General features: G+C 74.9%; 24 protein-coding genes. 23 read left to right on the top strand and 1 reads right to left on the bottom strand.

The window, feature by feature from the left end; translation table 11 throughout:
• Positions 1–106: 106 nt before the first annotated feature.
• The 15 genes from murC (at position 107) to ACTMS2_RS07830 (ending at position 14,390) form a co-directional block, all read left to right on the top strand.
• Positions 107–1,642 (top strand): UDP-N-acetylmuramate--L-alanine ligase, encoded by a 1,536-nt coding sequence (gene murC / locus ACTMS2_RS07900; protein ID WP_441174829.1) that lies wholly within the window; start codon positions 107–109, stop codon positions 1,640–1,642.
• On the top strand, positions 1,639–2,454 hold the full coding sequence (locus tag ACTMS2_RS07895; RefSeq protein WP_441174828.1) for a cell division protein FtsQ/DivIB: 816 nt from the start codon (positions 1,639–1,641) through the stop codon (positions 2,452–2,454). Before murC ends, ACTMS2_RS07895 begins: the two co-directional genes overlap by 4 nt.
• 246 nt (positions 2,455–2,700) lie before the next feature.
• Complete coding sequence (gene ftsZ, locus ACTMS2_RS07890) at positions 2,701–3,816, top strand: cell division protein FtsZ (protein ID WP_088999242.1); 1,116 nt, start codon at positions 2,701–2,703, stop codon at positions 3,814–3,816.
• Between the two features lie 9 nt (positions 3,817–3,825).
• On the top strand, positions 3,826–4,572 hold the full coding sequence (locus tag ACTMS2_RS07885; RefSeq protein WP_441174827.1) for a YggS family pyridoxal phosphate-dependent enzyme: 747 nt from the start codon (positions 3,826–3,828) through the stop codon (positions 4,570–4,572).
• Positions 4,573–4,762: 190 nt separating this feature from the next.
• Entirely contained in the window at positions 4,763–5,458 is a 696-nt protein-coding gene (locus tag ACTMS2_RS07880; protein WP_088999244.1) for a cell division protein SepF, read from the top strand.
• Between the two features lie 30 nt (positions 5,459–5,488).
• Positions 5,489–5,794, top strand: coding sequence for a YggT family protein (locus tag ACTMS2_RS07875; RefSeq protein WP_088999245.1), 306 nt, complete (start codon positions 5,489–5,491; stop codon positions 5,792–5,794).
• Positions 5,795–5,838: 44 nt separating this feature from the next.
• Positions 5,839–6,648 carry a DivIVA domain-containing protein gene (locus ACTMS2_RS07870; protein ID WP_088999246.1) on the top strand — a complete coding sequence of 270 codons (810 nt, stop codon included), beginning with the start codon at positions 5,839–5,841 and terminating at the stop codon, positions 6,646–6,648.
• A gap of 73 nt (positions 6,649–6,721) precedes the next feature.
• Positions 6,722–7,342, top strand: a complete 621-nt coding sequence (locus tag ACTMS2_RS07865; protein WP_441174826.1) for a hypothetical protein — start codon at positions 6,722–6,724, stop codon at positions 7,340–7,342.
• Positions 7,343–7,360: 18 nt separating this feature from the next.
• A complete protein-coding gene (locus tag ACTMS2_RS07860; RefSeq protein ID WP_441174825.1) occupies positions 7,361–7,660 on the top strand; it encodes a DUF167 domain-containing protein in 300 nt (99 codons plus the stop codon).
• A gap of 22 nt (positions 7,661–7,682) precedes the next feature.
• Entirely contained in the window at positions 7,683–9,182 is a 1,500-nt protein-coding gene (locus tag ACTMS2_RS07855) for a potassium/proton antiporter (protein ID WP_441174824.1), read from the top strand.
• A gap of 222 nt (positions 9,183–9,404) precedes the next feature.
• Positions 9,405–9,824, top strand: a complete 420-nt coding sequence (locus tag ACTMS2_RS07850) for a TraR/DksA family transcriptional regulator (protein ID WP_088999249.1) — start codon at positions 9,405–9,407, stop codon at positions 9,822–9,824.
• A gap of 66 nt (positions 9,825–9,890) precedes the next feature.
• Positions 9,891–10,526: a signal peptidase II gene (lspA, locus tag ACTMS2_RS07845; RefSeq protein ID WP_441174823.1), complete on the top strand. Its 636-nt coding sequence runs from the start codon at positions 9,891–9,893 to the stop codon at positions 10,524–10,526.
• The gene (locus ACTMS2_RS07840) at positions 10,523–11,467 is read left to right on the top strand and encodes an RluA family pseudouridine synthase (protein WP_363903713.1); all 945 of its coding nucleotides are present in this window, start codon (positions 10,523–10,525) and stop codon (positions 11,465–11,467) included. The genes lspA and ACTMS2_RS07840 overlap by 4 nt, the downstream gene beginning before the upstream one ends.
• A 248-nt stretch (positions 11,468–11,715) precedes the next feature.
• Positions 11,716–13,410 (top strand): AAA family ATPase, encoded by a 1,695-nt coding sequence (locus ACTMS2_RS07835; protein WP_441174822.1) that lies wholly within the window; start codon positions 11,716–11,718, stop codon positions 13,408–13,410.
• Positions 13,411–13,466: 56 nt separating this feature from the next.
• Positions 13,467–14,390 carry a DUF2567 domain-containing protein gene (locus ACTMS2_RS07830; protein ID WP_441174821.1) on the top strand — a complete coding sequence of 308 codons (924 nt, stop codon included), beginning with the start codon at positions 13,467–13,469 and terminating at the stop codon, positions 14,388–14,390.
• On the opposite strand, the gene ACTMS2_RS07825 is transcribed toward ACTMS2_RS07830, so the two are convergent.
• Positions 14,305–15,006: an LON peptidase substrate-binding domain-containing protein gene (locus ACTMS2_RS07825; RefSeq protein WP_088999253.1), complete on the bottom strand. Its 702-nt coding sequence runs from the start codon at positions 15,004–15,006 to the stop codon at positions 14,305–14,307. The two genes, ACTMS2_RS07830 and ACTMS2_RS07825, sit on opposite strands and share 86 nt — an antisense overlap.
• Before the next feature lie 107 nt (positions 15,007–15,113).
• Here ACTMS2_RS07825 and hisD point away from each other — a divergent pair, with 107 nt between their 5' ends.
• From hisD to ACTMS2_RS07785, 8 genes are all read left to right on the top strand, one after another.
• Positions 15,114–16,436 (top strand): histidinol dehydrogenase, encoded by a 1,323-nt coding sequence (gene hisD / locus ACTMS2_RS07820; protein ID WP_441174820.1) that lies wholly within the window; start codon positions 15,114–15,116, stop codon positions 16,434–16,436.
• 55 nt (positions 16,437–16,491) lie between these two features.
• Positions 16,492–17,562, top strand: a complete 1,071-nt coding sequence (locus ACTMS2_RS07815) for a histidinol-phosphate transaminase (protein WP_441174819.1) — start codon at positions 16,492–16,494, stop codon at positions 17,560–17,562.
• A 55-nt stretch (positions 17,563–17,617) separates the two neighbouring features.
• The gene (gene hisB, locus ACTMS2_RS07810) at positions 17,618–18,229 is read left to right on the top strand and encodes an imidazoleglycerol-phosphate dehydratase HisB (RefSeq protein WP_441174818.1); all 612 of its coding nucleotides are present in this window, start codon (positions 17,618–17,620) and stop codon (positions 18,227–18,229) included.
• A gap of 55 nt (positions 18,230–18,284) precedes the next feature.
• Positions 18,285–18,458: a hypothetical protein gene (locus ACTMS2_RS07805; protein ID WP_357721125.1), complete on the top strand. Its 174-nt coding sequence runs from the start codon at positions 18,285–18,287 to the stop codon at positions 18,456–18,458.
• A gap of 55 nt (positions 18,459–18,513) precedes the next feature.
• Positions 18,514–19,146 (top strand): imidazole glycerol phosphate synthase subunit HisH, encoded by a 633-nt coding sequence (hisH, locus tag ACTMS2_RS07800; RefSeq protein WP_441174817.1) that lies wholly within the window; start codon positions 18,514–18,516, stop codon positions 19,144–19,146.
• Between the two features lie 99 nt (positions 19,147–19,245).
• A complete protein-coding gene (locus ACTMS2_RS07795; protein WP_101411841.1) occupies positions 19,246–19,569 on the top strand; it encodes a hypothetical protein in 324 nt (107 codons plus the stop codon).
• Positions 19,570–19,586: 17 nt separating this feature from the next.
• Positions 19,587–20,312, top strand: coding sequence for a bifunctional 1-(5-phosphoribosyl)-5-((5-phosphoribosylamino)methylideneamino)imidazole-4-carboxamide isomerase/phosphoribosylanthranilate isomerase PriA (gene priA, locus ACTMS2_RS07790; RefSeq protein ID WP_101411839.1), 726 nt, complete (start codon positions 19,587–19,589; stop codon positions 20,310–20,312).
• Positions 20,309–20,698: a RidA family protein gene (locus ACTMS2_RS07785; protein ID WP_441174816.1), complete on the top strand. Its 390-nt coding sequence runs from the start codon at positions 20,309–20,311 to the stop codon at positions 20,696–20,698. Before priA ends, ACTMS2_RS07785 begins: the two co-directional genes overlap by 4 nt.

Raw genomic sequence — 20,698 nt, 5'->3', positions numbered from 1 at the left:
AACGAAAGGCAGGCGCAGTGAGCGCGAGGAGTGAGCTTGCGAGCCCCGCAGTCGCGAACGACGGTGGCCCCGTGACCGGGCGCACCGCGACGGGAAGGTACGCGTCATGAACACCGCACAGTTCACCCCGGCCGGCACGCTCACCGCCGAGGACCTGGGCACGATCCACCTCATCGGGGTCGGCGGGGTCGGCATGAGCGGGCTGGCCCGGCTCTTCCTCACCCGGGGCATCCGGGTCTCCGGCAGCGAGCTGCGGGAGTGGCCCTCGCTGGCCGGCATGCGCGCCCTCGGCGGCACGATCCACATGAGCCACGAGGCGTCCAACCTCGACGGCGTCGACACGGTCGTCTACTCCTCGGCGATCCCGCAGGACCACCTGGAGATGGTGGAGGCACGCCGGCGCGGCCTGCGCGTGCTGCACCGCTCCGAGGCGCTGGCCGCCGCGATGACCGGCCGCCGGACGGTGGCGGTCGCGGGCACCCACGGCAAGACCACCACCACGTCGATGGTCACGATGGTGCTCCAGCAGGCGGGGCAGGACCCGTCCTTCGTCATCGGCGGGGAGATCTCCGAGGTCGGCTCGGGCGCCCACCACGGCACCGGCGAGTACTTCGTGGTCGAGGCGGACGAGAGCGACCGCTCCTTCCTGATCTACCGCCCGTACGTGTCGATCATCACCAACGTCGAGGCCGACCACCTGAACACCTACGGCGACCTCGCCACGCTGGAGGCGGCCTTCGCCGACTTCGCCCGGCTCACCGACCCGGACGGCTTCATCATCACCTGCGCCGACGACCCGGGCGGCCGGCGGCTGGCCGAGACGCTGCGCGCGGAGGGCCGCCGGGTGCACACCTACGGCGAGGCGCCCGACGCCGACCTGCGGCTGACCGACATCGCCTCGTCGGCCCGGGGGGTTCGCTACCTGGCGGGCATCGACGGGCGCTCGCTCGGCGAGTTCCGGCTGCCGGTGCCCGGGCGGCACATGGGGCTCAACAGTGCCTCGGCCGTGCTGACCGCGTACCTGCTGGGGCTGCCGCTGGAGGCGGCCGAGGGCGCGCTCGCGGCGTTCCCCGGCGTGCGGCGGCGCTTCGAGCGCAAGGGCGTCGCGGACGACGTGCTGGTCTACGACGAGTACGCCTACCACCCGACCTCGATGACGCTGGCGTTGCAGACGCTGCGCGAGGTGGCCGGGGACGGCCGGGTGATCGTGGTCTTCCAGCCCTACCGGCTCTACCGCACCCGCGACCTGCAGGCGGAGATCGCCGAGTCGTTGGCGATCGCCGACGAACTGGTGCTGCTGGAGGTCTTCGGTCCGGGCGAGCTGCGCGAGCCGGGGGAGGGGTCGGCGGCGCTGATCGAGGCCGTGGCGCTGCCGGCGGAGCGGAAGGTCTTCGTGGACTCGTGGGAGGCCGCGCCGGTGGAGGTGGCCCGGCGGGCCCGCCCCGGCGACGTGGTGGTGACCATGGGTGCCCCGCCGATCTCGCTGATGGGGGATCAGCTGCTTGCCGCGCTGGCGGCGCGTACCGCCGGTCCGGCGGGGACGACGCCCGGCGGCGACGCGGGCGGGACGACGAGCATCGGTGGCACCGTCCCCGGCGCCGGCGGCGCGGTCCCGGACGGCGCGGCGCCCGCAGCCGGATGAGCCCCGGCCCGGCGCGGGGGCGCACCACGGGCGCGGACGGCGGCGGCCGGCGCGGGCCGCAGCGGCGGTGGCAGCTGGTCCGGGCCGGCAGCGACGCGGTGCCCGCGTCGACCCGCCGCTTCATGGCCCGGGCCCGGCAGCGTCGGATGCGCGCGGCGCTGCCGTGGGCGGTCGCCGCGGGCGTGCTCGCGGTGGCCGGGCTGGTCGCCTGGACCGTGCTCGGCACCGGCCTGTTCGGGGTGCGTGAGGTCCGCGTCGAGGGCGCCGAGCTGGTCACCAGCGTCCAGGTCCGCGACGCGGCCGCGGTGCCCGACGGCGCCCCGCTGGCCCGGGTGGACCTGGCCGCCACCGCGCGGCGGGTCGGCGGGCTGCCGGCGGTGCAGCGGGCCGTGGTGACGCGCGACTGGCCGGACACGCTGGTGGTGCGGGTGACCGAGCGCACGGGCGTGGCGGCGGTGCCGCGCGGCGAGCAGTTCGTGGTGATCGACCGCGCGGGCGTGGTCTTCCGGACGGTGCCCCGGGCGCCGGACGGTTTGCCGCTGGTCCGGCTCGCCGAGCCGGGTCCGGGCGACGGGCCGACCCGGGCGGCGCTGGAGGTGCTCGGCGCGCTCACCCCGCAGCTGCGCGCCGAGCTGGTGGACGTGACCGTCGAGGGGCTGGCCCGGATCACGCTGCGGCTGCGCGGCGACCGGGTGGTGGTCTGGGGGGACGCGACCCGGGGCGCGGACAAGGCCCGGGTGGCCAGCGCGCTGCTCGACCGGAAGGCCGACACCATCGACGTCAGCGCGCCCGACGTGGTGACCCTGCGGTGACCGGCTGCCCAACTGGCGACGTGACCCGTCCCGCTCCGGCGGCGACACGCCGAGCGGGTCCTTGGCTCATCGCGTGAGGGCGCTTACGTTGCCCCGAAGGGGATCAGTGGTTGACATAACAGTAAGCCTCTAGTAGAGGGTGAGGGTTTGGCCCTGATCCTCGCTGGGGACAGCTCTCGTCGGCCGCTGGTCTGGCCAGGCCTTACCCGGTCGGCCCATGCCAATCTCGAAGGGAAAGGACCGGAGATGACACCTCCGCACAACTACCTGGCGGTCATCAAGGTCGTCGGCATCGGTGGCGGCGGCGTCAACGCCGTCAACCGGATGATCGAGGTTGGGCTCAAGGGCGTCGAGTTCATCGCGATCAACACCGACGCGCAGGCGCTGCTCATGAGCGACGCCGACGTGAAGCTCGACGTCGGCCGCGAGCTGACCCGTGGGCTCGGCGCCGGCGCCAACCCCGACGTCGGCAAGAACGCCGCAGAGGACCACCGCGACGAGATCGAGGAGGTCCTCAAGGGCGCCGACATGGTCTTCGTGACCTGCGGCGAGGGCGGCGGCACCGGCACCGGCGGCGCGCCCGTGGTGGCGAACATCGCCCGCAAGCTCGGCGCGCTGACCATCGGCGTGGTGACCCGGCCGTTCTCGTTCGAGGGCAAGCGCCGTCAGGTGCAGGCGGAATCCGGAATAGACGAACTGCGCAACCAGTGCGACACGCTCATCGTCATCCCCAACGACCGGCTGCTGGCGCTCGGCGACCGCAACATCAGCATGATGGACGCGTTCCGCACCGCCGACCAGGTGCTGCTCTCCGGTGTCCAGGGCATCACCGACCTGATCACCACGCCCGGTCTGATCAACCTGGACTTCGCCGACGTCAAGAGTGTGATGAGCGGCGCGGGCAGCGCGCTCATGGGCATCGGCAGCGCGCGCGGCGAGAACCGCGCCGTCGAGGCGGCCGAGGCGGCCATCTCCAGCCCGCTGCTCGAGCAGAGCATGGACGGCGCGCGCGGCGTGCTGCTCTCCATCGCCGGCGGGTCGGACCTGGGCCTGTTCGAGATCAACGACGCGGCCCAGCTCGTCACCGACGCGGCCCACCCGGACGCCAACATCATCTTCGGTGCCGTCATCGACGACGCCCTCGGCGACGAGGTGCGGGTCACCGTCATCGCGGCGGGCTTCGACGGGGGCGCGCCGGCGTACAAGGCGGCCGAGCCGCCCCGCAAGAGCAACCAGAACCAGCCGGCGCAGCCGAGCACCCCGGTCGCGCCGCCGGCCACCATGCCGGCCCCGCAGCAGTCGCCCCGCCGGGTGCTCTTCGACGACGTCGACGTGCCCGACTTCCTCAAGAACGGTTCCTGAGTACCGCCGATGACCGACAGTCCAGCCACGGTGCGCCCGGACCGGCGCGCCGAGATCGCGGCCGGCCTGGCCCGCGTACGGTCCCGGATCGCGGGTGCCTGCGCCGACGCGGGACGGGACGGATCCGAGGTCACCATGATCGCGGTGACCAAGACCTACCCGGCCGGGGACGTGGTGGCCCTGGCCGGGCTCGGCGTGACCGACGTGGGGGAGAACCGCGACCAGGAGGCGTCCGCCAAGGCGGCCGAGGTGGCGGCTGCCGGGGTGACGCCCCGGTGGCACTTCATCGGGCAGTTGCAGCGCAACAAGGCCCGCTCGGTGGTCCGCTACGCCGACGTCGTGCACTCGGTCGACAGTGTCCGGCTGGCCCGGGCGCTGGACGCGGCGTCGGCGTCGGCGCGCGACCGGCCGCTGGAGGTGCTGGTCCAGGTCAGCATCGACGGGGACGCGGCCCGGGGTGGGGCGCTGCCGGGCTCGGCCGACCCGGGCGCCGGGCTCGACGCGGTGGCCGAGGTGGTCGCCGGCGCGGAGGCCCTGAGGCTGGCCGGCCTGATGGCCGTGGCGCCGCTGGGCTGGGAGCCGGAGCGGGCGTTCGCCCGACTGGCCGAGGTGGCCGCCGCGTTCCGGACGCTCCACCCGGGAGCCACCGCGCTCTCCGCCGGGATGAGCGGCGACCTGGAAATCGCGATCCGGTATGGCGCGACACATGTCCGCGTCGGCAGCGCGTTGCTCGGAATGCGTCCCACGCTGCGGTAGCCTGACCGCGGGAAGCAAATTACATCTGTGTTGTTTGAGGGATCGGCGTCCCGTTGTCGGGGGTCGTGGCACGCGACGCGAATCGCGTGCCAGGGGATTGCCGATCCGCTCCAGTGGGCAAGTGGTCCACTCGCGACAAGCGACACGGGTACGGGGGCGCGTGCCGCACGGCGGACGGGAAGGGCGCGGGATGGGTGCACTGCGCAAGGCGGGGGTCTGGCTCGGTCTGGTCGAAGAGGACGACGAGCGGGCCTACGACGACGGTGGCTACGACAAGGGCGGCTACCGCGACTCGCGTTACCGGCAGAGCCGGTACTCGGAGGAGTTCGCCGACGACGACGAGGACGACTCCGAGGAGCCGCCGGCGCCCCGGTCCCGGCTCGCCGACCGTGGCCGGCTCTCGGAGCGCGCCGCCGCGCGGGCGGCCGACGCCGAGCGGGGCGACCCCGACCGGCCGGAGCGGGCCGAGCGCTCCAGCGTCCGCTCCATCACCCGGCCGTCGGCGGGCGACACCTCGGGCGCGTTGACCTACCACACCCGCGACAACCTGGCGCTGGCGCCGCAGGCGCAGCCCCGGGAGCGTGCGGTGATGGCGGAGGAGGAGCAGCGCTACCAGATCACCACGCTGCACCCCACGACGTACCGGGAGGCGCGCACCATCGGTGAGCACTTCCGCGACGGCGTCCCGGTGATCATCAACCTCACCGAGATGGACGAGGCGGACGCGCGTCGACTTGTCGACTTCGCCGCCGGCCTCGCGTTCGGGCTGCGGGGTACGATCGAGCGCGTGACCAATCGGGTGTTCCTGCTCTCACCGGCCAATGTCCAGGTCACCGCGGAGGACAAGGCCAAGATCGCCGAGGGCGGCTTCTTCAGCCTGAGCTAGCCCCGCCCGACCCGAGGGACGTCGCCTGCCGTGTTGTCGATCGTGCTGCAAGTGCTGTATCTGGTGCTCTACTTCTTCCTGCTCGTCCTGCTGGCCCGGTTCGTCCTGAGCGCCGTGCTCCAGTACGGCCGCCGCTGGCAGCCGGGGCGTGGGGCATCGGTGGGGCTGGAAATCGTGTGGAGCGTCACTGATCCCCCTCTCAACGCGTTGAGGCGTGTGATCCCTCCGTTGCGAATTGGTACCGTGAGCATCGACCTGGCCTCACTTGTGCTCCTGGTTATCCTGTTCGTGCTGATGGAGTTCGTGTTGAGGCGGTCGATCATCGGCACCGTCTGATGAGCGACGCGCTTTCGCGGCCGCAACTGACCCGAGGAGTTTCGATGCCGCTGACCCCGGCCGACGTCCACAACGTCGCCTTCAAAAAGCCGCCGATCGGCAAGCGGGGCTACGACGAGGAGGAGGTCGACGCTTTCCTCGACGAGGTCGAGCGTGAGCTTGCCCGTCTCATCGAGGAGAACAACGAGCTGCGCGCCCAGGTGGAGCGCGGCGGCCGTGGTGGGGCCCCCGCCGGCCCCGGCGGCGACGCCCGTCTCGCGGCGGAGCTCAACGACGTCAAGGCCCAGCTCGACCGGGTGCAGCGCGACAAGGCGGCGGCCGAGCAGGCCGCCCGCGCGATGCAGGCCGAGCTGGAGCAGGTCCGCTCCGCCGGCGGTCCGGCCGTCGGCGGCGCCGACGGCGAGCAGCAGGCGCTGCGGGTGCTGATGATGGCCCAGCGGACGGCCGACGACCACGTCTCCGACGCCCGTCGCGAGGCCGACCAGCTGCTCTCCGAGGCCCGTTCCAAGGCCGAGGAGGTCACCCGCGAGGCCCGCGCCAAGGCCGACGCCCTGGAGCGCGACGCCCGCCAGCGGCACCAGGAGGCCATGGGCGGCCTGGACGCCAAGCGCACCGCCCTGCAGAAGCACATCGAGGAGCTCAAGCAGTTCGAGCGCGAGTACCGCACCCGGCTCAAGGCCTACCTGGAGAGCCAGCTGCGTGACCTCGACGGTCGCGGCCAGGGCCTGGAGGTCGAGATGACCCGTGGTGGTGAGGGCACCCGGGCCGCCGGCAGCGGCAACGGGCTGGCTGCCGCCGGTCTCGCCGGCTCCTACGGCGGCGGTCGCTCCGGCGCTCTCGAAGCCGGTCGCTGAACCATCGGTCGGCGACCGTCGTCCTGACGGTCGCCGACCTCGCCTCATCAGCACGACGCGGCGGGGGTGAGCCGTGATAGTCGCCAGTCTCCTGCTCATCCTCGTCGCGGTGGTGCTGCTGGTGCTCGGCCTGGCCGGTGGCTCCAGCGTTCTCCTGACCATCTCCATCGCGGCCAGCCTGCTGGCCGCCGTCGCGCTGGTCGCGGGCGCCCGCCAGGCGGCCGTGGACCGGGCGGCGGCGGATCCTGGCGGGCCGGGATGGCGGCCCCGTCGGGCGACCCGCCCGGCCGAGCCGGCCTCCGCCGGCGGGCGGTCGGCGGAGCCGGAGATCCCCGTCCAGCACGTTCCTCCGACGGTCGGCCCCGACGGCACCGGGTGGCGGCAACCGCCCGAGCCGCCGGTGGCCGACGGCGACGTCCCGGCCGCCCCGCCCGGGGCCGGCCCGGCCGTGCCGTACGACGACGAGCCGCCCGCGCAGGACGTCGCACCGGTCGAGGCCGCCCGGGTGGCCCGCCTCGACGCCGAGGTGCGGGTGGTCGACGGGCGGCCCCGCTACCACCTGCCCGACTGCGCCTACCTGGCGGGTCGGGAGCACGAGCCGCTCCCCGTCGCCGAGGCCGTCGAACTCGGCTTCACCCCCTGCGCCCGCTGCGCGCCCGACACCACCCTGCTCGCCGACGCCGGTCGGATCTGAGCGGGGCGACGGTTGTCGATGGATGACACGCTGACCGTCGCGGTCCGGGTGAAGCCCGGCTCTGCCCGGGCCCGCGTCGGCGGCCGCTTCGACGGTCCCCACGGGCCCGCCCTCGTGATCGCCGTGAACGCCCCGGCCGTCGACGGGCGGGCCACCGAGGCGGCCCGCCGCGCGCTGGCCGGCGCGCTGGGCGTACGGCCGGCGGTGGTGTCGCTGCGCGCCGGCGCGGCCAGCCGCGACAAGCTCTTCCTGGTCGAGGGCCCCGCCCCGGAGTTGACGGAGGCGCTGCGCCGGCTGCGCGACGGGGCCGCCGGGTGACCGACGCCGGGGCCGGACGGCGGTGACGCCGGGGCTGGATCTCGCGCTCCTGCTCGGCGCGGCCGTCCTGCTGGTCGCGGTCGGCGCGGTCCGACTCTCGACCCGCCTCGGGGTGCCGAGCCTCCTGGCCTACCTCGCCCTCGGGGTGGCTGTCGGGGAAACAGGGCTGGGCATCCGCTTCGACGACGTCGAGCTGACCCGCACCCTGGGCTTCTGCGCGCTCATCGTGATCATCGCCGAGGGCGGGCTGACCGCGCGGTGGAGCACCCTGCGCCCGGTGCTGGGGCTGGCCGCCCTGCTCTCCACGGTCGGCGTGGTGGTCAGCATCCTGGTCGTCGGCCTGGTCGTGCACCTGCTGCTGGGGCTGGACTGGCGGCTGGCGCTGCTCTACGGCGCCGTGCTCTCCTCCACCGACGCGGCGGCGGTCTTCGCCACGCTGCGCCGGCTGCGGCTGCCGCCCCGCCTGGTGGCCACCCTGGAGGCGGAGTCGGGGATGAACGACGCCCCGGTCGTGCTGCTGGTGGTGCTGCTGTCGCGCGAGGGGGTCGCCCACCCGTGGTGGTACGAGGTCTCCCTGGTCAGCTACGAGCTGGGCGTCGGCGCGGCGGTCGGTGCCGCGGCCGGCGTCGGCGGGCGGTGGGCCCTGCGGCGGGCGGCCCTGCCGTCGGCGGGGCTCTACCCGATCGCGGCCGTCGGGCTGACCGTGTTCGCCTACGCCGCCGGGGCGGTGCTGCACGCCTCCGGTTTCCTCGCCGTCTACGTGGCGGGCGTGATCCTCGGCAACGCCCGGCTGCCGCACCGGCAGGCGATCCTCGGCTTCGCCGACGGGCTGGCCTGGCTGGCCCAGATCGGCCTGTTCGTGCTGCTCGGACTGCTCGTCTCGCCGGGCCGGCTGGGCTCGGCGGTGCTGCCGGCCGTGGTCGTCGGGCTGGCGCTGGTGCTGCTGGCCCGGCCGCTGTCGGTGGCGGCGTCCGCGCTGCCGTTCCGGTTCGGCCTGCGTGAGCAGGCGTTCCTGTCCTGGGCCGGGCTGCGCGGGGCGGTGCCGATCGTGCTCGCCACGATCCCGCTGTCGGAGCGGGTGCCCGGCGCCGACCGGCTCTTCGACGCGGTCTTCGTCCTGGTGGTGATCTTCACGCTGTTGCAGACCGGGACGCTGGGTCCGGTGGCCCGCCGGCTGCGGGTGACCGCGCCGGCCGAGGCGACCGAGATCCGGGTGGAGACGGCGCCGCTGGAGCGGATGGGCGCGGATCTGCTCCAACTGGAGGTGCCGCCCGGGTCCCGGCTGGCCGGGGTGCACGTCGACGAGTTGCGGCTGCCGCTGGGCGCCTCGGTGACGCTGGTGCTGCGCGACGGGGCGGGCGTCGTGCCCGGCCCGGACTTCCGGCTGAAGACCGGCGACAGCATGTTGATCGTGGCCACCGCGGGGGTGCGCGACGAGGCGGAGCGGCGGCTGCGGGCGGTCAGCCGGCGGGGGCGGCTGGCCCGCTGGTTTGGCGAGTACGGCCGGGGCCCCGACGCCTGATCTGCTAGCGTTCCTTTTGCCCCGGTTAGGGATGACTAGGGGCCGAACGCCGGTGCGTCGGAGCGGCACGTTGTCGTGCGCCTGTACGTTCCGTATTCTTGCGAATCTCCGGAGTGCGCGGCCCCGTCGCCGCGCGCCCCTTTTGTACCTGGGGGCGCCGATGCCGGCGGCCCCTGTCCAGGTGCCGCGGACCGCCGCGGCTCCGCGGTCGAGGGAGCGACGATGGCGAAGCCAGCCGACACCAGGACCGCCGGCCGGAAGCCGGTGGCGAAGGCCACCCGCACCGCTGCGGAGACCGAGAAGATCCGGGCGGCCCTGGCGGCGCGGCGTGACGAGTTGCGCGCCGAGTACGATCAGACGCTGAGCGAGATCACCGAGCTGCAGCGCGACCGGCTGACCGACTCGGCCGGGGACGACCAGGCCGACACCGGGACCAAGACGTTCGAGCGTGAGCAGGAGATCTCACTCGCCAACAGCATCCTGGAACGGATCACGCAGGTCGAGCGGGCGCTGGAGCGGCTCGACGAGGGTGGCTACGGCTGGTGCGAGCGGTGCGGCAACCCCATCCCGGTGGAGCGGCTCGCCGCCTTCCCGTCGGCCACCCTCTGCGTGACGTGCAAGCAGCTGGAGGAGCGGCGCTGAGGCCCGCTCCCCGGCGGCCATGGGAGGCGGCGCGGACGCGTCGCCGCGAGCGTCGATGGGGAGCAGATGTCCGAAGCACCGTCCGCCGGGTCCGGCGGCGCTGAGCCGGGTGCCGGCAGCGCCGAGCCGAGGGCCGGCACGCCCCACCGCCGGCCCGTCGCGATCCTGTTCGGCCTCGCGCTGACCGTGCTCGCCGCCGACGCCCTCACCAAGCACCTCGCCTTGGACGCCCTGGAGGACCGGGAGCCGGTCAGGCTGCTCGGCGGTGCGGTCTACCTCAGCCTCACCCGCAACAGCGGCGCGGCGTGGAGCATCGGCGCGGATCACACCTGGGTCTTCCCGCTGATCACCCTCGGGGTGGTCGGTTGGATCGTCTGGATGGCGCTGCGCCTGCGCTCGCTGCCCTGGGCGATCTCGCTGGGCCTCGTGCTGGGCGGGGCGCTGGGCAACTTCGTCGACCGGGTCTTCCGCGCCCCGGGCTGGTTCGTGGGGCACGTGGTCGACATGGTCAGCGTCTTCGCCCCGTACGGCCGGGTGTTCCCCGTGTTCAACCTGGCCGACAGCGCCCTGGTCTGCGGTGTGCTGCTCGCCCTCCTGCTGGAGCTGACGGGCCGGCAGCGCGACGGCAGCCGGATCGGCCACGGCGAGCCCACCGACGAGGCGGCGGCCCAGGCCGACGCCGGGCAGCGGGAGCGGGCATGACCGCCGCCTTCGCCGCCGGCGGCGACCACCGTTCCCTGCCCGTTCCCGACGGCCTCGACGGCCAGCGGCTCGACCAGGCCGTCTCGCGGCTGTTCGGGCTGTCCCGCACCGCCGCCGCCGCCCTGATCGACGCCGGCGACGCCCTGGTCGACGGGGTCGTCCGGCCCAACTCCCACCGGGTCAAGGCCGGCTCCTGGCTGGAGGTGACCCTGCCCGCGCCGGTCGCCCCGCCCACCGTGGTGCCGCAGGCGGTGCCCGGGCTGCGGGTCGTGTACGCCGACGACGACATCGTGGCGGTGGACAAGCCCGTCGGCGTGGCGGCCCATCCGAGCCCCGGCTGGACCGGCCCGACGGTGATCGGCGCGCTGGCTGCCGTGGGGCACCGCATCTCGACCAGCGGCGCCGCCGAGCGGCAGGGCGTGGTGCACCGGCTCGACGTGGGCACCACGGGGATCATGGTGGTGGCGAAGAGCGAGCAGGCGTACACCGCCCTGAAGCGCGCGTTCAAGTACCGCGAGGTGGAGAAGCGCTACCACGCGGTCGTGCAGGGGCACCTCGACCCGCTGCGCGGCACCATCGACGCCCCGATCGACCGGCACCCCACCCACGACTACCGCTGGGCGGTGGTCTCCGGCGGCAAGCCGAGCATCACCCACTACGACACGGTCGAGGCGTTCCCGGCGGCGAGCCTGGTCGACGTGCGGCTGGAGACCGGGCGTACGCACCAGATCCGGGTGCACTTCTCCACGCTGCGGCACCCGTGCGTGGGTGACCTCACCTATGGCGCGGACCCGACCCTGTCCGCCCGGCTCGGACTGAGCAGGCAGTGGCTGCACGCCCGGTCGTTGAGCTTCCTGCACCCCCGCACCGGGGACGAGGTGCACTTCGAAAGCGACTACCCTGACGACCTGGACCGCGCGCTCGGGATCCTCCGCGACTGAGCGTCGGTGGGCGAAACGTCGGAACCCGCACCCGACGTGACGGCTGCGTCACCGGGATCGACCGGGCGGGCGCCCGGCGCGACGCCGCCGGTGGAGCTGACGACCTCGGCAGACGCCGGCCCCGGCGGTGTGCCGGGGCCGGCGCCGTGACGGCAGGAGGAACCGAAGGTGCGTAGACGGGTGTGGTCCGAATAGGGTTTCGTTCGTAGCCTGTCAGACGGGTATCGATGGCGCTGGGAGGGCGGGCCGTGGAGGGCAGCGAGACCGGCTGGGGGCGGCCGGCCGAACCAGCACCGCGGTGGCGGGCGCTGCTCGACCGGGCCCGGCACGGTGGTCGCGCGGCCGAGCAGGCGGAGGCCGACCGACACGCCGATCCGCCGCCTCTGCCGCCGGAGCCGCTGCCCCGCCGCTCGTCGGGCAACGGCTACGCGGCGCGGGTGCCGGCCATCGGGCGGGCGCCCGAGCCGCCGTACGCGCCGGAGCCCGGCCCGCCGCCCTACGGCGCGGAGTACGGCCGTCCGGTCGACGCGGGCTACCGGGCCGAGGCCACCTACCGGGTGGAACCCGCCTACCGGGTGGACCCCGCCGAGCCCGCCTACCGGGTGGAGCCGGAGTATCCGCCGGAGCCCGCCTACCGCCTCGATCCGATCGAGCCGTCCTACCGGTCCGAGCCGGTCGAGCCCGTCTACCGCTCCGAGCCGGTCGAAGCCGTCTACCGGTCCGAGCCGGTCGAGCCCGTCTACCGGTCCGAGCCGGTCGAGCCGTCCTACCGGTCGGAACCGGTCGAGCCCGTCTACCGTGCGGATCCGGTCGAGCCGTCCTACCGCGCCGAGCCCGACTACCCGGCAGAGCCGGCGTACCGGGTCCCGGCCCAGGCCCCGCCGCCTCGCGTCGAGTCCGAGCCGCGCCACGGCCCGGGGCCGGCCGAGTCGCGCTACGCCCTGCTGGACAACGGCTACCGGCACGAGCCGCCCCCGGTCCGGTCCCGCTACGCGGTGCTCGACAACGGCTACCGCTCCCAGGCGCCGCCACCGCCGCCCCCACCGGCCACGCCGCCCCCGCCCCCCGCCGCGCCGGTGGCCGCCGACCTGGGCTACCCGGCGCGCGTCGAGTGGCGCCCACGCGGCACGGAGAACGAACTGGAGCGCGCCGCCGGGGTGCTCCGCCGTGACCTGGGCACCCCCCGGGTGCTCGCGTTCGCCAACCCGAAGGGCGGCGTGCACAAGACCACCGCCACCGTGCTGGCGGCGGCGACCGTCGGCAGCGTACGCGGGCGCGGCGTGCTGGCCTGGGACGACAACGAGCTGCGCGGCACGCTCGGGCTGCGCGCCGGCAGCGCCCGGCACGCCCGGACCATCCGGCACCTGGTCAGCGATCTCGCGCACGTCGAGATCAAGGAGGGCCCCGAGCTGCTGGAGCACCTGGACGACTACCTGCGGCACGCCTCCGACGGCTCGTACGACGTGCTGGCCGGCGAGGAGAGCCCGCGCTTCGCCCAGCGCCTCGACCAGTTCACCGTCCGGCGGGTGCTGGAACTGCTGCGGCGCACCCACGACGTGGTCTGCGTGGACACGGGCAACAACGTGGAGAGCGCCAACTGGCGCACCATCATGCAGGCGGCGGACCAGCTCGTGGTGACCACGGTGCCGCGTGAGGACGCCGCGTTCAGTGCCGACTGGATGCTGGACCTGCTGCACGAGGTGGGGATGGGGGAGCTGGCCGACAACGCGGTCACCCTGATCTCCTGCCCCACCCCGGGCCGCTCGCCGTTGCAGGACGACCTGGAGCGGCACTTCGCCACCCGCACCCGGGCCGTGGCCGTGGTGCCGTACGACCCGGCGCTGGAGACCGGCTCCTCGATCGAGTACCACCAGCTCCAGCAGGAGACCCGGCAGGCGTGGCTGAAGGCCGCCGCTGTGATGCTGGAGCCGTTCGCCCGGTGAGCGGGTGTGCCGCCACCGGCCGCCCACGCCGCCCAACGGCCTGAGAGGATCACCGGGTGAGCGCGGACACCCCCGAACCCGACCGGACCGACCGCCGGCCCGACGAGCCGGGGGCGCCGGCCGCCTGGGCGGAACCCGACCCGCCGGCCCGCGTCGGTCCTGCCAGCCCGTACGCCGCCCGGGAGCCCGCCCCGCCGCGCGACCCCGCGACCGGTGCGCCGCCGTACGCCCCGACCGGCGACCCGTGGCACGCACCGCCGCACGACGGGCCCGTGGGGTACGCGCCCGCCAACACCGACCTCGGGTACACCGCCGGTTATTCGCCCGTGCCGGTGGAGCCGGACCTGCCGCGCGGGCGGGCGGTGCGCCTCGCCCTGCTGGCGGCGCTCGCCGCCAGCGTGCTGGGGGTGCCGCTCGGGCTGCTCTGGGCGGCGCTCGCGCCGGACACGCCGGTGCTCAAGGTCGCCGACGGGGCGATCTACGCCGAGCCGCAGCCGGAGCAGCCGGTCGCCGCCGACGGCTGGTTCAGCCTGCTGGGGCTGGGCTTCGGGGTGCTCGTCGCGCTCGCGCTGTGGTTCCTGCTGCGCCGGCTACGTGGGCCGGTCGGCCTGCTCGCCGCCGTGTTCGGCGCGTTCGGCGCGGGACTGGCCGCCTGGCAGGTCGGCCGGCGGGTGGGGCTGGCCGGCTACGAGCGGCTGCTGGAGAGCGCGCCGGTGGGGCGGGCCTTCGACAAACCGGCCGACCTGCGGGCCGGCGGGATCGACTGGGTGCTCGGCGTGCTGCCGGTGCCGCACGGCAACCTGCTGCTGCCCGCGTTCGGCGCCGCCGTGGCGTACACCCTGCTGGCCGGCTGGTCGCGCTGGCCGTCACTGCGCCCGGAGCGCGAGCCCGACGTCAGTTGGGGGTCGGCGGGGACGCCAGCTCCGCCAGCGGCACCGGAACCGCCCGCACCTGGCGCAGCAGCGCCGCCTCACGGTTGAGCAGACGCAGCTCCGCGCGCAGCCGGGCGGCGGTGTCGTCGATGGCGAGCAGCCGCTGCCGGTCCGCCACGGTCAGTACGGCCGTCGCGGCCACCAGGTGCGACAGCACCGTCGGGTCCTCCGGCAACTGCTCGGAGAGCCCCTCGTCGTCGGCGCGGATCAGGCCCAGGTACTGCCGGAAGACCGAGATCACCCGGGCGGCGAGCAGGTCGGCGACCTCGTCGGGACCGCCCGGCTCGGGCAGCCACTCGACGTCGGCGGTGAGGTAGGGCTCGGCGTCCCGGTCGACGTCGGCGACGCGGAACCGGCGCTTGCCCACCGTGACGATGTCGAAGCCGCCGTCGGGACGCTCCGTGACCTGCCGCAGCTCGGCGGTGCAGCCCACCTCGTGCAGGGTGACGTCGCCGCCGGGCAGCGGCTGGCCGTCCGGCCCGGTCGGGGCGACCTCCCAGCCGGCGCGGATGGCCACCACGCCGAACTCGCGCGGGGCGTCCTCGGGCAGCGAGAGCAGGTGCCGGACCAGGGCGCGGTAGCGCTCCTCGAATATGTGCAGCGGCAGCACCAGACCGGGAAAGAGGACCGTTCCGAGCGGGAACACCGGCAGCCGCGCAGTCACGTCGTCGAGCGTAGCCCGATCCCGGCGCGACGGCGTGTCCCGGCTCACCGTCCCGGCGTACGGGCGGCGCCGGTCGCCGTCCGGACGGGCCGCCTAGACTCGCAAGGGTGTTGAACCGGATCGACCTGCGCGGCGGCGTACGCGACCCGCGCCGTCTGCTGCCCCGTGCCCAACTCGACGTCTCCGTGGCCGTCGAGCGGATCCGTCCCCTCGTGGAGGCGGTCCGGGAGCATGGTTACCCGGCGATCCGGGAGGCCAGTGAGCGCTTCGACGGGGTCTCGCCCGAGGTGCTGCGGGTGCCCGCCGAGGCGATCGCCGAGGCGGAGGGCACCCTCGACGCGGGGGTGCGTGCCGCGCTGCTGGAGTCCATCACCCGGGCCCGCAAGGTGCACGCCGACCAGCGCCGCACCGACCACACCACGCAGGTGGTGCCGGGCGGCACGGTGACCGAGCGCTGGGTGCCGGTCGACCGGGTCGGCCTCTACGTCCCCGGCGGCCTGGCGATGTACCCGTCGACCGTGGTGATGAACGTGGTGCCGGCCCAGGCGGCCGGGGTGCGCTCGCTGGTGGTGGCGAGCCCGCCGCAGCTGGACAACGGCGGCCTGCCCGACGCCCGGGTGCTCGCCGCCTGCGCCCTGCTCGGCGTCGACGAGGTCTACGCCGTCGGCGGCGCCCAGGCCGTGGCGATGCTCGCGTACGGCGCGGCGGTCGACGCCGAGGGCAGCGCCCACTGCGACCCGGTCGACATGATCACCGGCCCGGGCAACATCTGGGTCACCGCCGCCAAGCGGCTGCTGCGCGGCGTCGTCGGCATCGACGCCGAGGCCGGCCCCACCGAGATCGCCATCCTGGCCGACGACACCGCCGACCCGGCGCACGTCGCGGCCGACCTGATCAGCCAGGCCGAGCACGACCCGCTCGCGGCCAGCGTGCTGGTGACCTGTTCGGTCGAGCTGGTCGAGGCCGTCGAGCGGGAGCTGGCCCGGCAGGTGCCGGCCACCAAGCACGCCGAGCGGGTCACCACCGCGCTCACCGGCGAGCAGAGCGGCGTCGTCCTGGTCGACGACCTCGACGCCGGGCTGCGGGTGGTCGACGCGTACGCGGCCGAGCACCTGGAGATCCAGACCCGCGACGCCCGCGAGTGGGCGCTGCGGGTGCGCAACGCCGGGGCGATCTTCGTCGGCGCCTGGTCGCCGGTGTCGCTCGGCGACTACTGCGCCGGCTCCAACCACGTGCTGCCCACCGGCGGCTGCGCCCGGCACTCCTCCGGCCTGTCGGTGCAGTCCTTCCTGCGCGGCGTCCACCTGGTCGAGTACACGCAGGAGGCGCTGCGCGAGGTGGCCCCGCACGTGGTCACCCTCGCCGGCGTCGAGGACCTGCCGGCGCACGGGCAGGCGGTCAGCGTGCGTTTCCCGGGGGCCGCGTCGTGAGCGGGCCCACACTCCGTCGGCCGCAGGCCGGCGCCGGGCGGAGCGGGGTGGCCGCGTGACGACCCTCGACGACCTGCCGATCCGCGACGACCTGCGCGGGCTGTCGCCGTACGGGGCGCCGCAGCTCGACGTGCCGGTGCGGCTGAACACCAACGAGAACTCCCACCCGGTGCCCGAGCCGGTGGTGGACGCGATCGGCAAGGCCCTCGCGGCGGAGCTGCGCGACCTCAACCGCTACCCCGACCGCGACGCCGTGGCGCTGCGCGCCGACCTGGCCGGCTACCTGGGCCACGGGCTGACCGTCGACCAGGTGTGGGCCGCCAACGGCTCCAACGAGATCCAGCAGCAGCTGCTCCAGGCGTTCGGCGGGCCGGGGCGCAGCGCGCTCGGCTTCGTCCCCGCGTACTCGATGCACCCGCTGCTGGCGCTGGGCACCGGCACCCGGTGGGTGCCGGCCCGGCGGGGCGTCGACTTCGGGCTGACCGCCGACGAGGCGGTCGCCCAGGTCCGCGAGCACGCCCCGGACGTGGTCTTCCTCTGCTCGCCGAACAACCCGACCGGCACCGCCCTCGACCCGGCCGTGGTCGCCGCGGTCCTGGAGGCCGCACCGGGCATGGTGGTCGTCGACGAGGCGTACGCCGAGTTCGCCCGGCCCGGCACGGTCAGCGCCCTCGCCGTGCTGCCGGGACACCCGCGGCTGGTGGTGACCCGGACGATGAGCAAGGCGTTCGGGTTCGCCGGCGGCCGGCTGGGCTACCTGGCCGCCGATCCGGCCGTGGTGGCGGCGGTGCAGCTGGTCCGGCTGCCGTACCACCTCTCGGCGCTCACCCAGGCTGCGGCCCGGGCGGCGCTGGCGCACCGCGACGCCCTGCTCGGCACGGTGGCCGCGATCTGCGCGCAGCGCGACCGGATCGTGGCGCGGCTGCGCGAGCGGGGGCTGCGGGTGGCCGACAGCGACGCCAACTTCGTACTGTTCGAGGTCGGGGGCGACCAGGCCGTCGCCTGGCGCACCCTGCTGGAGTACGGCGTGCTGGTACGCGACGTCGGCCTGCCGGGCTGGCTGCGCGTCACCGCCGGCACGACGACCGAGACCGACGCCTTCCTCGCCGCCATGGAGAAGATCTAGTGGGAGCGCGAGGAGCGAGCTTGCGAGACCCGCAGTCGCGACCGAAAGGCAAGCAATGAGCCGGACCGCCCGCGTGGAGCGGATCACCAAGGAGACGAAGGTCCTCGTCGAGATCGACCTCGACGGCACCGGCCGCGCCGAGATCGGCACCGGCGTCGGCTTCTACGACCACATGCTGCACCAGATCGCCCGGCACGGGGGCTTCGACCTGACCGTGCGCACCGTGGGCGACCTGGAGATCGACGCCCACCACACGATGGAGGACACCGCGCTGGCCCTGGGCGCCGCGTTCGACCAGGCGCTGGGGGACAAGGCCGGCATCCGGCGGTACGGCTCGGCCACGGTCCCGATGGACGAGGTCCTCGTCCGGGCCGCGGTCGACCTCTCCGGCCGCCCGTACGTGGTGCACGACGAGCCGGCGCTGGCGCCGTACATCGGGCCGGTCTACCCGACCAGCATGACCCGGCACGTCTGGGAGTCCTTCGGCCAGGCGGCCCGGATCACCCTGCACGTCGACGTGCTGCGGGCGGCCCGCCCCGGCGGCCACCCGGACGCCCACCACGTGGTGGAGGCGCAGTTCAAGGCGGTCTCCCGCGCGCTGCGCGAGGCCACGGCGATCGACCCGCGCGCGGCGGGCGCCATCCCCAGCACGAAGGGGGCCCTGTGAGCGCGAGGAACGCAGCGCAGCGGAGTCCCGCAGTCGCGAGCGGAAGGCGGCTCTGATGGGCGGGGTGCTGCCGTCGTTGCTGCTGATCCTGGCCGGCGTGCTGGTCGGCGGGGTGTGGTCGCTGCACAGGCAGGGCGCGCCGCGCGGCGCGGTGGTGGTCACCGCGCTGCTGGCCGTGCTGGCGACGGCCGCCGGCGTGCTCTGGATGCTGCCGGGGGAGGGCGCGTGAGCGGGCGGAGTGTCCGACGGCGTCGCGGCGCCGCCGACCGGAGGGTGGTGACGGCGTGAGCCGCGTGGTGGTGCTCGACTACGGGTCGGGCAACCTGCGCTCGGCGGAGCGGGCCCTGGCCCGGGCCGGCGCGGACGTGACGGTGACCGACGACCTGTCCGCCGCCGCCGAGGCGGACGGGCTGGTGGTGCCGGGCGTGGGCGCGTTCGCCGCCTGCATCGCCGGGATCGAGGCCCTCGGCGCCGGCCCGGTGATCGCCGAGCGCGTCGCCGCCGGCCGGCCGGTGCTGGGCATCTGCGTGGGCATGCAGGTGCTCTTCGAGCACGGCGACGAGCACGGGGTGGTCACGAAGGGCCTCGGGCTGCTGCCCGGCGGGGTGACCAGGCTGGCGGCCGCCCGGCTGCCGCACATGGGCTGGAACACGGTCGCGGCACCGGCGGGTTCGGTGCTCTTCGCCGGCCTGCCCGCCGACAGCCGGTTCTACTTCGTGCACTCGTACGGGGTGGGGGACCCGGGCGCGCTGGCGGAGGCCGGCGCCACGGTCACCACCGCCCACCACGAGACGGACTTCGTGGCGGCCGTGGAGCGGGGCCCGCTCTGCGCCGCGCAGTTCCACCCGGAGAAGTCCGCCGACACCGGTGCCGCGCTGCTGCGCAACTGGCTCGCCACGCTCCCCACCGGTGACTGAGCGCCGCCCCGGTGCGGCGGGCCGGCTCCGGCCCGCCGCCGGCCGCCCTTCCGCCCGCCCACGGTCGCTCGGTCGGGCGCGCCGGCGGCGGGGCACGACGTGAGCAAGGAGCGGGCCCGGCGCCGGGCGGCCCGGGAGGCCGAGGCCGCCCGGCAGCGGGTCGTCCGCGAGCGGCGGGCGGCCCGGCGGTCGCGACGTCGGGCGCTGCTGCGCCGGATGACGCCGTCGCTGCGCCGGGGGCGGACGGGCCGGCTGCCCCGGCACAGCCGCGGCGAACGCGCCGCCATCGTGCTGCTGACCCTGGCGGCGATGATGCTGATCTGGACGTTCGTCGACGACCTGGCGCTGCGGATCGCGCTGGTCGTGTTGTTGCTGCTCGTACTGCCGGCGATCGTGGTGATCGCCCTGGACCGTCGCACCTGATCTCGAGGAGAAATACCGTGAGCCTCACCCTGTTGCCCGCCGTGGACGTCGCCGACGGCCAGGCCGTCCGACTCGTGCAGGGCGCCGCCGGCAGCGAGACGACGTACGGCGACCCGCTGGAGGCCGCGCTGGCCTGGCAGCGGGACGGCGCCGAGTGGATCCACCTGGTCGACCTCGACGCCGCCTTCGGTCGGGGCTCCAACGCGCACCTGCTGGCCGAGGTGGTGCGGCAGCTCGACGTGAAGGTGGAGCTGTCCGGCGGCATCCGCGACGACGAGTCGCTGCACGCCGCGCTCGGCACCGGCGCCGCCCGGGTGAACATCGGCACCGCCGCCCTGGAGGATCCCGTCTGGTGCGACCGGGTGTGCGGGGAGTACGGCGACCGGGTGGCGATCGGGCTGGACGTGCGGGGTCGTACCCTCTCGGCCCGGGGCTGGACCCGCGACGGCGGCGACCTGTTCGAGGTGCTGGAGCGGCTGGACAAGGCGGGTGCGACGCGCTACGTCGTCACGGACATCACCAAGGACGGCACCATGCGCGGGCCGAACCTGGACCTGCTGCGCGAGGTCTGCGCCCGCACCGACGCCCCGGTGATCGCCTCCGGCGGCGTCTCCACCCTGGACGACCTGCGGGCGCTGGCCACCCTGGAGCCGATCGGGGTCGAGGGCGTGATCGCCGGCAAGGCCCTGTACGCGGGCGCCTTCACGGTGGCGCAGGCGCTGGAAACGCTGGCGGCTGCGTGAGCGTCACGCGGCTCGGCTCGGGTGGCCCGTGGGAGTCGGTGTACGGCTACTGCCGGGTGGTCCGGGCCGGTGACCTGGCCTGGACGGCCGGCTGCACCTCCACGGTGGACGGCGTGGTCACCCACGTCGGCGACGCGGCGGCGCAGACCGCCCAGGCGCTGCGGATCGGGCTGGACGCGCTGGCCGAGGTGGGCGCGGAGCCCGGCGACGTGGTGCGGACCCGGATGTACGTGACGGACCGCACGTACGCCGACGAGGTCGGCCGGGCGCACAACGCGGTCTTCGGCGCGGTCCGCCCGGCGGCCACGATGGTGGTGGTGGCCGGTCTGCTCCACCCGGACCACCTGGTGGAGGTGGAGTTGGAGGCGTATCTCGGCGACCGCTGA

The organism is Micromonospora sp. SD12, assembly GCF_052068495.1.
Taxonomy (GTDB): Bacteria; Actinomycetota; Actinomycetes; order Mycobacteriales; family Micromonosporaceae; genus Micromonospora; species Micromonospora echinofusca.
Note: the sequence above shows the minus strand (reverse complement) of the source record. Positions and strands in the feature narration are given on the sequence as shown.